Genomic DNA, 15,346 nt, shown 5'->3' on the forward strand with positions numbered 1-15,346 from the left:
CGCACCGGGGCGCTCGTTCGGTCTCATCCCTACGACGCGTACGCGGTGCAGCGGGGCGGCACGCCGCGAGCCGCGTGCCGGGAGGACAGCCATGTCCGACGACAGCGCTCGAAGGAACTCCCTCACCCGCCGTACGCTGCTGGGCGGGGCCGCCGCGGGGTTCGCCGCGGCAGCGGGGTTACGCCCCGCCTACCGCATCCCCGCGGGCAGCGCCGCGGCCACCCTCTCCCCTCCGCCGGACTTTCCGGCCGGCATTCCGCTCTCCCAGCAGGCATTCCGGAACTGGTCGCTGGAGATCGTGATCGAGAACGTCTGGACCGCGTCGGCCCGGACCCCCGACGACGTCGTCACCCTCGCGAACTGGGCCCGTCAGCACGGCTACCGGCTCCGCGCCCGCGGCAAGGGGCACACCTGGTCACCGCTGGTGCTTCCGGCCGGGGCCGACACCGGCCGTACCGTCCTCATCGACACCACCGCCCACCTCACGGCGGTCAGCGTGCGGCCGGGCAGCCCGGGGAGCGTCACCGCACAGGCGGGGGCGACGCTCGACACCATCCTCGCCCGCCTGGAGGAGTCGGGCCTGGGCCTGGCCACCACCACCGCTCCGGGCGACCTCACCATCGGCGGGGTGCTCGCCATCGGCGGGCACGGCACCGGGGTGCCCACCGCCACCGAGAATCCGCCCGCCGGCTCCGGCTTCGGCACGCTGAGTTCCCAGGTCACCTCGCTCACCGCCGTGGTGTGGAGCGCGCCGGAAGGCCGCTACGTCCTCAAGACCTTCACCCGCAGCGACCCGGACATCCGTGCCTTCCTCGTGCACCTGGGGCGCGCCTTCGTCACCGAGGTGACGATGACCGCAGCGGCCAACACCCGGATCCGCTGCCAGAATTGGTACGACGTGAACGTGGCGACCGTCTTCGGACCACCCGGCACCGGCGGGCGCACCCTCGCCTCCTACGTGGACCGCACCGGACGGATCGAGGCGATCTGGTTCCCGTTCACCGATGTGCCGTGGCTGAAGGTGTGGAGCGTGGCACCGGCCAAACCGCCGTTCGCCAAGCAGCTCGACGGCCCCTACGCCTACACCTTCGCCAACCGCGTCACCGAGGACATGTCGAAGCTGCTCGGTGAGATCGCCGCGGGCGGGGGCGACAAGACACCCGCGTTCACCAAGCTCGCCATGTCCATCGTCGGCTCCGGGCTGATCGTCACCGGCACCTGGGACGTCTGGGGCTGGTCGAAGAACAGCCTGCTGTACGTCGAGCCCACGACGCTGCGGATCGTCGAAGCGGGCTGGGCGGTGCTGACGTCCCGGGCGAATGTGCAGCGGGTGGTGCATGAGTTCTACGCCCGCTACCAGAGCGTGCTCACCGCGTACCAGAGCCGCGGCTCCTACCCCGTCAACGGCCCGATCGAGCTGCGGATCACCGCTACGGACCCGGTCGACGGTCCGCTCCTGTCCCCGGCGCGGGCCCGCCCGGACCGTCCCGAGTGGGACACCGTGGTGTGGCTCGACTTCGCCACCTATCCCGGCACGCCCGGCGCCGGCCCCTTCTTCCGTGAACTGGAACAGTGGATCTGGCAGAACTACACCGGTTCCTACGCGACCGTGCGGCCCGAGTGGTCCAAGGGCTGGGCCTATACGGACGGCGGGCCGTGGACGGACCCCGCCGTACTGGGCGGCACCGTTCCGGCCGCCTTCGGCGACTGGCACACGGCCCGGGAGAAACTGAACTCCTACGACCCGGCGCGGGTGTTCTCCAATGCCTTTCTGGACACCTTGCTGCCCTGAGAGGCGGCGCGCGCCCGCTTCCCCTCCAGGAAGACGCGCCCGCCTCCCTCTAGGAAGAAGGGCGGAGGGTGAGCGCGCCCCTGGGCCCGGCGGTCGTACACGGGGCGAAGCCGGAGCCGATCGAGTCCAGGAGCGTGCGCAGCCACCGGGAGTCGTCCGCGGAGGCGGGCCGCAGCCGCATCTGCCGGGACTGCAGCGGGACGATCCGCAGCTCGTGGAGCCGGCCGGTGTCCGGGTCCACCGAGACGAGGTAGAGCAGCCGCAGATCGTCCCGGTAATGCTCATAGCCGGTGATGCCCTCGTAGTCGTCGATCAGGTCGCCGCACCCGTGGATCACCAGCTTGCCGCGGTACGCCTCCAGGGCCCGGGGGTGGTGCGAGGAGTGCCCGTGGACGACATCCACCCCGCCGTCGAGGAGGACATGCGCGAAGGCGGCCTGGTCGCGGGGCACGTGATAGCCCCAGTTGGAACCCCAGTGCACGGAGGCCACCGCGATATCGCCCGGCTGCTTCAGCTGCCGTATCCGGTCGGCGATGCCGGATGCGGCGGCCCGTGACGGCTCGGCCACGAAGGCGACCCCGGACCGGTCCCCGGTCGCGGCCCAGGTGCCGGGGATGCCGCTGGACGGCATCCCGAACGAGAAGACCAGGACCCGGCGGCCGCCCGCGACGGGGACGATCGCCGGGCGGCTCGCGGCGGCGGCGTCCGCACCGGCACCGGCCGTCCGCAGCCCCGCCTCCGCCAGCGTGGCGAGGGTCTCCGCCAGGCCGCGGCGGCCGAAGTCGAGGACGTGGTTGTTGGCGAGTACGCAGACGTCCGGGCGGGCGGCGGCCAGGCACGGCAGGTTCGCCGGGTTCATCCGGTAGTGGATCGCCTTGTCGGGCGCGAAGTCGGAGTACCGGGTGACGCTGGTCTCCAGATTGAGCACCCGGACGGCGGGCGCCGCCTCGTCGAGCGCCGTCAGCGCCTCGCCCCACGGCCAGGAGAAGGCGGCCGGACGGGGAACGGGGCCGTTCGCCGCCTCCGCCAGCGCCACGTAGTCGCGGGCGTCCCGGGAGTAGCCCTCGCGCAGCGCCGGGTCTCCGGGATGCGGCAGGATCTGGTCGACGCCACGGCCGAGCATGACGTCACCGCAGAGGAACAGCGTGAGCAAGTCACCGCCCATTCCCCCAGGTTAGGTCCGGACGGCCGGGGTTTCTCGGCGGACCGGCGGGCTCCCGGCGCCCCGGCTCCGGGAGCGGCGTACCGGCCGTGGTCAGACGGGGAGCCCGGCACCCTGAGGGGCCGGCTGGCCGGTGAAGTAGTGCACGTACTCGTGCCGCAGCCGGAAGCCGGCGGTCCAGGCGAGGAGCCGGCTGGGGCGGTGATCGCGGGAGCAGGTCCAGCTGGGGGTGCGGCCGCGGGCAGCGATGTCCCGGCACAGGGCGGACACACAGGCCAGGGCCAGGCCCCGGCGCCGGTGCGCGGGGTCGGTGAAGCAGGCGACGTCCTCGTACGCCGTGCCGTGGACGTAGGTGCAGGCGACGGCGAGCATCCGGTCCCGGTCGAGGGCCGCCCAGCCGAGCCCGGAGGCGGCGAGCCCGGCCGGGCCGCCCCAGCTGGCGTGGATCCACGCCGCGTCCGCGGCGAGGGCGGTCAGCGCCGGCGCATCCTCGGGAACCAGTCTGCGCACCGTCACACCGTGCGGTGGGCGCGGCACCGCTGCCGGCACCCGGTGCACGAAGAGCATCCGCTCCCACGGCACGATCAGACCGAAGGCGCTGCCCAGCGCCGGCAGGAAGCAGCCGGCCGCCCGTACGTAGTGCGCATCGAAGACCGCGAGGGCCTCGGGGGCCAGGGCGCCCGGATCGCCGCGGAGCAGCACATGGCCGGCGCAGGCCACGGCCACGGCGCGGGGCCCGACCGCGCGGTCGGCCCACCAGCGGCCGGTTCCGGTGGCCCGCACATGCTCGGCCAGCGCGGCCGTCCCCGGGGCTCCGGCGGCGAACCAGCGGGTGAGGGCGGGGAGTTGGTCCGGGGCGAGTTCGATCACAGGGGTTCCTCGGGTGTCGCGGAGCGGCCCGGACGGAGCCTCCTCGCCGCACGGTGGGCTGCCGGGCGACCTCGGAGGCGGTGGCATGCGCACCGGAACCGGCACCGGCCACCAGGACAGTACGGGAGGATCGGGAGATTTCAGGCGCGATCCCTGTCGAGGGGGAGGTGGCTCCTCCGAACGGACCCCACCGCCCAGAGCCCGCGCAGCTCCGGTCGCCTCCCGGCGCCGCGTACGCCCCCAGCGCGGCCCCCTGCGCCATGTGTCGCCGCCCGGATCCACACGGTGACCAGCGCGGATGCAGCCTGGACTCCGCGGAGCGGTGTGACACAGTGGGAGGTGACTCGACCGCGCTGTCGGTGTGTGCAAGAGAGGGCATGCCATGTCCCTGGATTCGGACCGCCTCGACGCGGTCACCGCGCGCCCCAGGTCCGCTCCTCTGCGGAGCGAGGAGTACGAGGGCCTCTTCGATCAGGCGCCGGTGATCTTCGCCGCGCTGAGCGGCCCGCAGCATCTGCTGGAGGCGGCCAATCCGGCGTTCTTCGAGGCGCTCGGAGGCGACCGCGGCCGCACCGGAGTGCCGCTCGGTGAGCTGATACCGGAGCTGGCCGAGCAGGGCGTTCTCGACCGGCTCGACACGGTGTACCGGACCGGCACCGCGCACCGCGCCCGCGCCGGACGGCTGGTGCTCGGTGCGCCGGGGGCGCAGCGGGAGGGGTTCTTCGACTTCACCTACGAGCCGCGCCGGGACGCGGTCGGCCGGGTCGACGGGGTGATCGTGATCGCGGTGGAGACCACCTCGTACCACCACGCCCAGCTTCTCGCCGCCGAGCAGCGCGTCCTGCTGGAACGGATCGCGCGGGACGCCCCGCTGAGCGAGATCCTGACCGGTATGGCGCTGGCGATCGAGGAGCTGTCACCGGACATGATCGTCTCGGTGCTGCTCGCCGATGCCGACGGCCGGCATCTTCGGCACGGCACCGGCCCGAGCCTGCCCAGCTTCTACAACGCGGCGATCGACGGCGTCGCCATCGGTCCGCGCGTGGGCTCGTGCGGTACGGCCGCCTATCTGCGCGCCCCGGTGATCGTCACCGATATCGCCACCGACCCGCTGTGGGAGGACTACCGCGAACTGGCCGAGCAGGCCGGGGTCGCGGCGTGCTGGTCCACCCCGATCATGGGTGCGAGCGGCCGGCTGCTGGGCACCTTCGCGATGTACCACCGCACCCCCAAGGCCCCCGACGACAAGGACGTGACCCTCAGCTCGGCGTTCGCCCGTATCGCCTCCCTGGCCATCGAGCGCCACCAGGCCAAGGAGGCGGGCCGCGCCGCCCAGGACCGGGAGAAGGAGGCCCGGGAGGACCTGGCCTTCGTGCTGGACGCCAGCACCGCCATCACCCGCGAGCCGCATTTCACCGACTGCCTCCAGCGCCTGGCCCGGCTGACCGTGCCGACCCTGGCGCCGCTGTGCACCGTCCATGTGCTGGAGGACGGCCGGACCCGGCGGATCGCCGTCGCCGCCACCACCCGCTCCGACGAGGACCTCCTCGCCTTCCCGGCCGTAGGCGACCGGGTCGACGAGGCGGTGGCGCGTGTCCTGGCCTCCGGCGGCACGGAGACGGACCGCGCCGGCGCCGCACGGGGCGCCGGCGCCGAAATACCGGGCACCACCGGTTACGTCTGCGTCCCGCTGGCCACCCGCGGCCGCACCTTCGGCGTGCTGACCCTGCTGGCCACCGGCCGGCCGCTGGACGGCCACATCGTCGCCCTCGCCGAGGAGCTGGCCAGCCGGGCCGCCGTCAGTGCCGACAACGCCCACCAGTTCTCCGACCGCGTCCAGCTCGCCCGTGAGCTGCAGGCCGGCCTGCTCCCTCCGGAGCTGCCCACGATTCCCGGTGTCGAGCTGGCGGCGTCCTACCACCCGGCCGGCGAAGGGCTCGATGTCGGCGGCGACTTCTACGACGTCTTCCCGCTCCCCGGTGACCGCTGGGCGGTGATGATCGGCGATGTGTGCGGCCGCGGCGCGTCCGCCGCCACCACCACCGGCATGGTCCGCCACACCGCACGCGCCGCCGCGCGGCTGCTGGACGACCCGGCGGCCGTGGTCCGCGCCATCAACGACGCGCTGACCGGCAGCTCGGTCGGCGCGGACCACTTCGTCTCGCTCGTCTACGGAGAACTGCTGCCCGGCACCTCCCCACTCGCGCTGGAGCTGCTGCGCGCCGGCCATGTCCCCCCGCTCGTCCGCCGCACCGACGGCACCGTCGAACAACTCGCCCAGTCGGGCCTGCTCCTGGGGATCGGCCCGGAATTCGACGGCTCCCCGTGCCGGGTCGAGCTGCATCCGGGCGACAGCCTGGTCCTGGTCACCGACGGCATCACCGAGGCGCGCTCGCCCGACGGCGATTTCTTCGACGAGCACCGGCTGACCGGTGCCCTCCTGAGTTCCGGCTCCCCCTGTGCCGCCGGCCTCATCGCAGCGGTCAATGCCGCGGTGACCGCCTTCGCGGGGCCCTCCACCCCCGATGACCAGGCCGCTCTGGTCCTCACCGCCGTCTGAGCCCCGCCCCGCTGCCGACCGGGCCGACGGAGACCGCCCCTGCCGCTCCCCTGCCGCGGCGGACGGATCGTGCTTATTTTGGCCTCATGGACCAAGCGCCCCGCGACGCCTTCGACCACGCCGACCCGCTGCGCCGGCTCACCCTCGACGAGCTGCGGCTGCGCACGAGCATGAAGTGGCGCACCTACCCGGACGACGTGCTGCCCCTGTGGGTGGCGGAGATGGATGTGCCGCTCGCCGCCCCGGTCGTACGGGCGATCACGGAGGCGGTGGCCCGTGGCGACACCGGCTACCCGTCCGGGACGGCGTACGCCCGCGCCCTGGCCGACTTCGCCCGGGCGCGCTGGGGCTGGACCGGGCTCGCCGTGGAGCGGACGGCGATCGTGCCCGATGTGATGCTGGGCGTCGTCGAGATGCTCAAGCTGGTCACCGGCCCGGGCGACCCGGTGGTGGTCAACTGCCCCGTCTATCCGCCGTTCTACCAGTTCGTGACGCATATGGACCGGCGCGTGGTGGAGGCGCCGCTGGGCGAGGACCTGCGGATCGACTTCACCGTGCTGGAGGGGGCCTTCCGGCACGCCGCCGCGGGCGGGGGCCGGGCCGCGTATCTGCTGTGCAGTCCGCACAATCCCACGGGCACGGTGCACAGTGCGGAGGAACTGGCGGCGGTGGCGACGCTGGCGGACCGGTACGGCGTACGGGTCGTCGCCGACGAGATCCATGCGCCGGTGGTGGCTCTCGACACCACCTTCGTGCCCTATCTGAGCGTGCCCGGGGGCGAGCGCGGTCTCTCGCTGATGTCGGCGTCCAAGGCGTGGAACCTGGCCGGTCTCAAGGCCGCGCTCGCCGTCGCCGGACCCGCCGCGGCCGACGACCTGGCCCGCCTTCCGGAAGAGGTCAGCCACGGCCCCAGCCACGTCGGCATCCTTGCCCACACCGCCGCGCTGCAAGACGGCGGCGACTGGCTCGACGCGCTGCGCGGCGGTCTCGACGACAACCGGCGGCTGCTCGCCGACTTGCTGGCCGAGCGGCTGCCCAAGGTCCGCTACCGGCCGGCCGAGGGGACGTTCCTCGCCTGGCTCGACTGCCGCCCGCTCGGCCTCGGCGACGACCCCGCCGCGGTCTTTCTCGACCGCGGCAGAGTGGCCTTCAGCTCCGGTCCGCTCTTCGGCACCGGCGGCGCCGGTCATCTGCGGCTCAACCTGGCGACCTCTCCCGAACTGCTCACCGAGGCCGTCCGGCGGATGACGGTGGCGGTCGCCTGACACCGCGACCGCGCGGCTGCGGATTCCGTCCCCGGCCGATGGCGCGCGCGTCCGGCCTCGCCATGCAGGGCGCCTCCCTGCCCGTGCTCCCCTCCTCCAGCACAGAATTCCCCTTGCCGCCGCACCACTTGACAGTCCCACCCATTGGGACAGAGTCTCGTTCACTGGGTTAGTTGAACGCCGTAATTGCCGTAAGTGCGGCGCAAGTCCCAGTGACAACGTCTGAATCGGCTGGCTAGTGTCACCGGCGAGTCGGGTGCACAGCAGGAACCGGGAAGGGCCGAAGGCGACAATGAGCAAGGCAGTGACGCCGGAGTCCGGGCGGGCATCCGGCGGCGGGGGCGCGGGCGAGCGGGCAGCGGGCGCACTCGACCGGGGGCTGGCGATCCTGACCCATGTGGCGCGCCACCGCGGCATCTCCACCGCGGACATCGCCCAGGCGCTGGGGCTGACCCGCAGTACGGCGTACCGGCTGGTCGACCGGCTGCAGGAGCAGGGCTGGCTGGCGCAGGCCCCGGCCACGGCCCGGTGGCAGTTGGGACCGGCGGCGGTACGCCTGGCGTCCGCGGCGGTGGCCTCGACCACGCTGCGGGATGCGGCCGCGCCCGCGCTGCGCAAGCTCGGTGAAGTCACCCAGGAAACCGTCAGCCTCGGTGTGCCCAACGGCCTGACCATGGTGTTCGTCCACCGGGAGCGCGGTACCCGGCCGGCCACGGTGACCGCGGAGCTGGGCGCGGCCCGCCCGCTGCACTCCACCTCGCTGGGCCGCGCCTATCTGGCGGCGCTGCCGCAGCAGAAGCTGGAGGACACCCTGATAGAGCTGGTCCGCGACCCGCTGTCACCGGTGACCGCGGCCACGGTCTCGGATCTGCATGCCGAGATCGAGCGCACCCGGGAGCGCGGCTGGTCCCAGGACCTGCGGGACTTCGACGAGTCGAGCTGCTGCTGCGGCGCCGCCGTCCATGACCACACCGGGATGCCGGTCGCCTGCATCAGCGTGGCCGGTGTGGCCGAGCGCATGGGGCCGCTGATTCCGGCGTACGGGCCGCTGGTGGCCCAGGTGTGCCGGGAACTCTCCTACGATCTCGGCTATCTGCCGCCCGCTTCCTGATATCCCGGGCAGCCGGCCCCGGCCCCGGTGCCGTCGCGCACACCGCCCCGCACCGGGTTGACCAGGCACCCGATCCCCTCCACTTCCGACTCCAGCACATCGCCCGGCCGCAGGGCGCGCGGCGGCCGCATGAAGTCGCCGCAGCCGGCCGGGGTTCCGGTCAGCACCACGTCGCCCGCCCGCAGGGTGAAGAACCGGCTGAGGTAGGCGATCAACGCGGGGATACGGAAGACCATGTCGGCCGTCGTACCGTCCTGCACCGTCTCGCCGTTGACCCGGGTACGGATCCGCAGCCGGTGCGGGTCGGGGATCTCGTCGGCGGTGACGACCACGGGCCCCAAGGGGCAGAAGGTGTCCAGGCCCTTGCCCCGCATCCACTGCCCGTCGCGCTCCCCCAGATCACGGGCCGAGATGTCGTTGGCGACGGTGTAGCCGAAGACGTACTGCAACGCGTCCGCCTCGGGCACCCGGTGGGCCTCGCTGCCGATGACGACGGCCAACTCGGTTTCCCAGTCGACGCGTTGGGTGAGATCCGGGTCGAAGACGATCGCCTCGCCGCTGCCGATGACGCTGGAGGAGAGCTTGGGGAAGAGGACGGGCTCGGTGGGCCACTCCCAGCCCATCTCGGTGAGGGACTCCGGGTAGTTCGGGCCGACGCCGTAGAGCGCGCCCGGCCGGTAGGGCAGGGCCGGCACCGGGTCGGTGCCGATGGGCAGTTCGCTCCACGACCAGGGCAGGGTGCCGCCGGCGATGACCTCCGCAAGAGTGACGGAGGGCGGCGCCAGCCGCCATGGGTGCTGCGGCGCGAGCCGGCCGACGAGCCTGCGGCGCCCCTGGTGGGTGAGGGTGGCCAGATGCATGGGTGAGCTCCAGGGCGATGCGGCGCCCCCCGCGGGCACGGCGGGGCGGTCTGCTCAGGGGGATGGAGTACCGGACAACGGGGCACCAGGCCCCGGGGCGGATGCGGCGCGCACCGCCGGGCAATCTCTCCGCGGCCGGCCGGGAAAGCAGCCGCCGCACCGGTCGCGAGGGGCGGGAGAGCGCCCCGGTCCACGGGCCTTCCGTCCTCGGGGACGGACGCCGCCCGGTCCGTCATGCCGGCTCCCGCCGCGTGACCTTCCTTGCCATCGTCCCCTCCTTCAACACCGCATGGGGTCCCACTGGTTGGGACGTGCGAGCAATCGGTGGGAGGTGGTCTGCCCGACGGTAAGCGAGACCGTGCGCCGACCGCAATGGCCGATGCGCTTTCGGCGGCCGCGAGTCGCATGGAAGGCGGGCGCGCCGCCCGGGAGGGAGCCGGCCGAGGGTGCGTCCCCGGCCGGCCGGGCGCGCCGGTCCGGCCACCGCCCCGCGGCCGCCCGGTTGTTACCGCCCCTCGGCCCGCGCACCGTTTTGGACTGCGGGGCGTTTCTCCATACGATCCGTCGATGATCACAAGAAAACGGCTGGCGGCCGGGGTGTGCGGCCTGCTCGCCGCGATGACCGTCGCGCTTCTCCCCACACCCGCCCTCGCCGCCGGTGAACCGGATGCGGACGCTTCTCCCAAGGTCGAGTTGACCCTCGACGTCAGCGGCTCGATGCGGGCCCGCGACATCGACGGGCAGAGCCGGATGGCCGCGGCCAAGCAGGCCTTCAACGAGGTGCTGGACGCCGTGCCGGACGACGTCCAGTTGGGCATCCGCACGCTCGGCGCGAACTACCGCGGCGAGGACCGGAAGGTCGGCTGCAAGGACACCCGGCAGCTCTACCCGGTCGGGCCGCTCGACCGGACCGAGGCGAAGACCGCGGTGGCGACGCTCACCCCGACCGGCTGGACGCCCATCGGGCCCGCCCTGCTGGGCGCGGCCGACGACCTCAAGGGCGGCGACGCCAGCCGCCGGATCGTCCTCATCACGGACGGCGAGGACACCTGCGCCCCGCTCGATCCCTGCCAGGTCGCGCGGGACATCGCCGCCAAGGGCATCCATCTCACCGTCGACACGCTCGGGCTGCTGCCGGACGCCAAGACGCGCAACCAGCTGAGCTGTATCGCCGAGGCCACCGGCGGTACCTACACCTCGGTGGAGCACACCAAGCAACTCCGGGACCGCGTACACCAGTTGGTGGACCGGGCGGCCCGTCCGGTGGTCACTCCCGTGGCGACCCAGGGGGCGGCGGACTGCACCGGTGCGCCCAAGCTCAAGCCCGGTCTCTACAGCGACCGCGAGAAGTTCGCCGAGCACCGCTGGTACCGGGTCGACGTCCGGCCCGGCCAGGAGCTGCGGGCGTCGGTCAGCGTCGCCGCCGACCGGGCGGTCAACAACGACTACGGGGTCCTGCTGCGAGCCTCGACCGTGCACGGCCGGGAGATCGTCCGCGGCGCTGAGGCGGGCGACGGCCGTACGGATGTGATCTCCTCCGGGCTGCGCTATCCGAAGGCGCCCAGCGCTGCCTCGGACGAGGACGCGCCGGCGGCGGAGACCGTCTGTCTGCAGGTCAGCAACTCCTTCTCGGCACCCGCCTCGGTCAAGACCGACCCCGGAATGCCGGTCGAGCTGACCGTCGACCTGGTGGACGGCCCCTCCGACGCCTCCGACGCCGCCTTCTTCGGCCTCGGCCACGGCTGGTGGCTGCTGCTCACGCTGGCCCTGTCCGGGCTGGTGGCCGGTCTGCTGTGGGGCTGGATCTCCCGTTGGCGCGTCACCGTCTGGAGGACCAACTGATGCGTACCGTACGCACGCTGATCACCGCTGTGCTGGCGAGCGCCGGCCTCCTCGGCATGGCGGGCACCGCCCTCGCCGACAGCCCGTCCCCCTCGCCGAGCGGCAGTGCCGGGGCGGAGGCGGCCGCGCCGACCGAGGCCGGCACCTCCTTCCGCACGGCGACCGCCATCAGGCCGGACCAGCCGGCCACGGCCAGCGCCTCCACCGGCGACTACCTCTACTGGGTGCTGCCCGTGGATGCCGGACAGCGCGCCACCGTCAAGGCCAAGGTGACCCTGCCGCAGGCCGCCCGGCACGGCGCGGCCACCTGGCAGCTCGATGTCTACGACGGGCTGCGCCGACGCCAGGCCTGCACCTACGGCGCCCAGACCAGGGCGGCCGACAAGGACACCGGCTCCGTCGAGCTGTCCTGCACGCTGCGCACGGTCCGCGCCTGGGCAGAACCCTGGGCCAACGACCCGCTGCCGGGCAGCTACTACATACGGCTGACGGTCGTCGATCTGCCCAAGGACGACCTCGGTCTTCCGGTACACGCCGAGGTCGACGCCACCACGGCCGACACCGGTGGCGCCCGGGCGGTGGACGGCACGCTCGCCGCGCCGCTGGTGCCCGGCGCCTCCACCGCAACGCCGCAGGACAAGGAGAGCCCGGCGGCGCAGCCCGCGGCCATGAGCGAGCCGGACGGCGGCTGGTCGTCCGGCTGGTGGTCCGACCGCTGGATCTGGACGGCGGTGGGCGGGCTGCTCGCGGCCCTCGCCGGTATCGCCGGGTATCAGCTGACCCGGGGCTCCGGCCGCCCGGCACGGATCCCGCCGGGCGCCTGACCGAACGGGGCGGCCATGGCAGGGTCATGGCCGCCCCACGGACGGGGGCACCTGGCCGCGCCTCGGCCGGGGTCACGGTCACCGGCCTTCCACGGGGTCAACCGGGCGGCGGCGATACCCCGTCAGGGCCAGGGTCTGTCCGATGGGTCAGGGCTCAGCAGTCGCAGCAATTGCAGCAGTCACAGCAATCGCAGTTGCAGTCGCAGCAGTCGCAGTCATCGCAGCACCCCTCGCGCTTCTTCCGCGACCACGGGCCCTCGTACTCCTCCGCACAGCAGAGCTTGCAGGTGCAGCACAGTCCGATGGCGACCGCACAGCCGGCGAAGAAGCCCCGCGGCTTCTTCGGCTGCTGCGGAAAGTGCGGCATTCCGCCGCCTCCGCCGCCCGGCCCTCCTCCATAGCCGCCGCCCGGACCGCCGGGCGGCACCGGGCCGCCGCCGTGCGCGTGCTGCGGGCCGTTCAGCTGCTGGCCCTGGACGTACGGGCCACCGGCGGCCGGTGCCTGGCCGTACGGGGACTGCCCGCCGTAGGGGGACGGCCCGCCGTATCCGCTCCCGTACGGGCCCGGGCCCTGGCCGTCGTACGGACCCGGCGCACCGTGCCCCTGGTGGGCGCAGGCGGCCGTCCCGAAGGCGCGGTCCACCGACCGGCGCAGCTCATGCACCAGCAGCACATGCACCAGCCTGGAGTCGCTGAACTCCACCTCGCGCAGCGCGAGTCGGATGCCGTGCAGTGCGTCGTCACACAGCCGGCGGGCCTGTGCGGGGGTGGCGCCGGTGGCGGTGAGCGGGTTCCAGGCTCCCTCGGCGGCGTCCGCCGCGCGGTCCTCCACGGCGTCGAGGAGGTGGGCCAGCCGTCCGAAGAACCGGCCCGCCTCGGCCAGTGGCGCGGCGTTGTCCGGCCGGCCCGCCAGCACCGCGGTGTGGGCGAAGGCCGCGGCCGTCGCCGTCTCGGTCGGTTCGGTGATGACCGTCAACGGGGTGCCGGGGCCAGCCAGTTCCTCGATGCCCAGCTGCCGGTCGACCGCATCGACGAGCAGCGCGGTGTCGAAGCCGAGGGCGGCGCCGGTGCGCGCCCCGGCCCGGTCCCAGCCCGCGGCGACCTTGCGGGCGGCGGCGGCCACCGGCCGGCGGCGCAGCAGTCCGTTCCGGTCGGCGACATGGTCGCGTATCTTCGCCGAGGCGAGCACCAGGGACACCGACGCCGCCAGGCGTGCGCCCTCCCCCTTCGCCACCGAAGCGGTCCGCATCCCGCGCAGCGGGCAGGGCCCGGCGGTGCGGCGCGGCGCCTGAGCGGCGCCGGACTGGGCATCCGTCAGCACGGAGACGATCAGCCCGTCATAGTTCGTGACGACCCGGGCGAACTGCCCGTGGTCGCCGCGCAGGGCGAGACAGAGTCCGCACAGGTGCGCCATCCACTCGGCCTTGAGCCCTTGGGACAGCCGATGGGTGCAGGGCCTGACGATTCCGAACACGTGGAAACCCCCGTAAGACGTCGGCAGGGCACGGCCTGAGCCGGTGTGGCAGGCCTGGCCGACCACGCAAAAGCGTAGCGAGTGGGCCATTGACCTGGACACACACCCCTGGTGCGGGTGCTCGGACGGGACTGACGGGCCGTCAAATCACCGAGGCCGGGCGGGCGGTGCGACCGGGGAGCCGGGCTCAGTACAGAAGTGCCGCGGCCGCTCCGCCCCGCCAGGGGAGGGCGAGGGCGGAGCAACCGCGGGGCCCTGGTCCACAGGCAGGCCGGGCCGGGCCGGGAATCGGGGAAAATCCCTCGGCGCACCCTTGAGTACGGAGCGTGCCGCGGGAGTGTTCAACCGGATTCCCGATCCGTCGAAGCCGGGGTGCCGGCCCGCCGGGCCCCGGGCGGTCGTCAGCTGAGGATGCCCATGCCCAGCAGGCCGAAGAGGAGGGCGCCGACCAGGATCCGGTAGATGACGAAGGAGTTGAAGGAGTGCTTGGCCACGAACTTCAGCAGCCAGGAGATCGAGGCGTAGGCGACGGCGAAGGAGACGACGGTGCCGATGGCCAGCGGTGCGACGGCGGCGCCGCTGCCGATGGCGTCCTTGAGCTCGTAGATGCCGGCACCGGTCAGGGCCGGGATGCCGAGGAAGAACGACAGCCGGGTGGCCGCGACACGTTCGAGGTCGAGGATGAGCGCGGTGGACATGGTCGCGCCGGAGCGGGAGAAGCCGGGGAAGAGGAGGGCGAGGATCTGCGAGCAGCCGACCCACATGGCGTCCTTCAGCGAGGTGTCGTCCTCACCGCGCTTGTGCCGGCCCATCTGGTCCGCCGCCCACATCACCGCGCTGCCGACGATCAGTGAGCCGGCCACCACCCAGAGGGAGGCGAGCGGGCCCTCGATCAGGGGCTTGGCGGCCAGGCCGACGACGACGATCGGGATGGTGGCGTAGATCACCCACCAGGCGAACTTGTAGTCGTGGTGGTAGCGCTCCTCGCGGTTGCGCAGGCCCCGGAACCACGCGCCCACGATGCGCACGATGTCCTTGAAGAAGTAGACGAGTGCCGCGGCGATCGCGCCGACCTGGATGACGGCGGAGAAGCCGACGACGGCCGTGTCGTCGACGCGGATTCCCATCAGGCCCTCGGCGATCTTGAGGTGACCCGTGGAGGAGACCGGGAGGAATTCCGTCACCCCCTCGACGGCTCCGAGGACGACGGCCTGGCCGATGCTGATGGCGCTCATGGGATCCATTTCTGGGAACGGTGCGGACGGCGGGCGCGGGTGCGCCGCGGTGGGCTGGGCGTGGGGCGGTGCGGCCGGGTGTGCGCCGGGAACCCGGTGGCATCGGCGTCATCGGCGACGTTCTCGGCTCGGCCGGGGCGGGCCCCAGGGGTGACTCCGGCGTCGCCTGCACACAGGTGTGTCCCGGCATACAGATCGGTGAGGTGACTGTACTGGGGGTTGCGCCGTCCGGCCGAAAAGAGCGGCTCCAGGGGCCGCCGCGGGGCCTGTGCGGCGGGCAGGAGGGAGCGGGGCCCTGGGGCGGCGAGCGGCGGGGAGAGAAGGGTCACCACGGCGGGCCGGGGCGACGGC

The 15,346-nt window shown here is 73.2% G+C and carries 11 protein-coding genes; 6 read left to right on the forward strand and 5 right to left on the reverse strand.

Features of this window, described 5'->3' with window-relative positions; translation table 11 throughout:
* The first annotated feature begins 91 nt into the window (after positions 1–91).
* Positions 92–1,792, forward strand: coding sequence for a cholesterol oxidase substrate-binding domain-containing protein (locus BKA18_RS02785; RefSeq protein WP_366045944.1), 1,701 nt, complete (start codon positions 92–94; stop codon positions 1,790–1,792).
* 49 nt (positions 1,793–1,841) lie between these two features.
* Here BKA18_RS02785 and BKA18_RS02790 read toward each other — a convergent pair whose 3' ends face one another.
* Together BKA18_RS02790 and BKA18_RS02795 are read right to left on the reverse strand one after the other, a co-directional pair.
* Positions 1,842–2,957 carry a CapA family protein gene (locus BKA18_RS02790; protein ID WP_006606713.1) on the reverse strand — a complete coding sequence of 372 codons (1,116 nt, stop codon included), beginning with the start codon at positions 2,955–2,957 and terminating at the stop codon, positions 1,842–1,844.
* Between the two features lie 90 nt (positions 2,958–3,047).
* Positions 3,048–3,824: a GNAT family N-acetyltransferase gene (locus BKA18_RS02795; protein WP_366045945.1), complete on the reverse strand. Its 777-nt coding sequence runs from the start codon at positions 3,822–3,824 to the stop codon at positions 3,048–3,050.
* 382 nt (positions 3,825–4,206) lie between these two features.
* Between BKA18_RS02795 and BKA18_RS02800 the strand changes: the two genes are divergently transcribed.
* From BKA18_RS02800 to BKA18_RS02810, 3 genes are all read left to right on the forward strand, one after another.
* Complete coding sequence (locus BKA18_RS02800; RefSeq protein ID WP_366045946.1) at positions 4,207–6,384, forward strand: SpoIIE family protein phosphatase; 2,178 nt, start codon at positions 4,207–4,209, stop codon at positions 6,382–6,384.
* Between the two features lie 86 nt (positions 6,385–6,470).
* Positions 6,471–7,649 (forward strand): MalY/PatB family protein, encoded by a 1,179-nt coding sequence (locus BKA18_RS02805; protein WP_366045947.1) that lies wholly within the window; start codon positions 6,471–6,473, stop codon positions 7,647–7,649.
* A 292-nt stretch (positions 7,650–7,941) separates the two neighbouring features.
* On the forward strand, positions 7,942–8,760 hold the full coding sequence (locus tag BKA18_RS02810) for an IclR family transcriptional regulator (RefSeq protein ID WP_093481733.1): 819 nt from the start codon (positions 7,942–7,944) through the stop codon (positions 8,758–8,760).
* Here the strand turns inward: BKA18_RS02810 and BKA18_RS02815 are convergent.
* A complete protein-coding gene (locus BKA18_RS02815; RefSeq protein ID WP_366045948.1) occupies positions 8,739–9,620 on the reverse strand; it encodes a fumarylacetoacetate hydrolase family protein in 882 nt (293 codons plus the stop codon). The genes BKA18_RS02810 and BKA18_RS02815 overlap by 22 nt on opposite strands.
* A gap of 567 nt (positions 9,621–10,187) precedes the next feature.
* Between BKA18_RS02815 and BKA18_RS02820 the strand changes: the two genes are divergently transcribed.
* The gene (locus tag BKA18_RS02820) at positions 10,188–11,462 is read left to right on the forward strand and encodes a VWA domain-containing protein (RefSeq protein ID WP_366045949.1); all 1,275 of its coding nucleotides are present in this window, start codon (positions 10,188–10,190) and stop codon (positions 11,460–11,462) included.
* Complete coding sequence (locus BKA18_RS02825) at positions 11,462–12,286, forward strand: hypothetical protein (protein WP_366045950.1); 825 nt, start codon at positions 11,462–11,464, stop codon at positions 12,284–12,286. The genes BKA18_RS02820 and BKA18_RS02825 overlap by 1 nt, the downstream gene beginning before the upstream one ends.
* A gap of 154 nt (positions 12,287–12,440) precedes the next feature.
* On the opposite strand, the gene BKA18_RS02830 is transcribed toward BKA18_RS02825, so the two are convergent.
* Entirely contained in the window at positions 12,441–13,760 is a 1,320-nt protein-coding gene (locus tag BKA18_RS02830) for a DUF5685 family protein (RefSeq protein ID WP_366045951.1), read from the reverse strand.
* Between the two features lie 401 nt (positions 13,761–14,161).
* Positions 14,162–14,995, reverse strand: a complete 834-nt coding sequence (locus tag BKA18_RS02835; RefSeq protein WP_006606704.1) for an undecaprenyl-diphosphate phosphatase — start codon at positions 14,993–14,995, stop codon at positions 14,162–14,164.
* Positions 14,996–15,346: the final 351 nt, after the last annotated feature.

This window comes from Streptomyces auratus (genome assembly GCF_050433025.1).
Lineage (GTDB): Bacteria > Actinomycetota > Actinomycetes > Streptomycetales > Streptomycetaceae > Streptomyces > Streptomyces sioyaensis.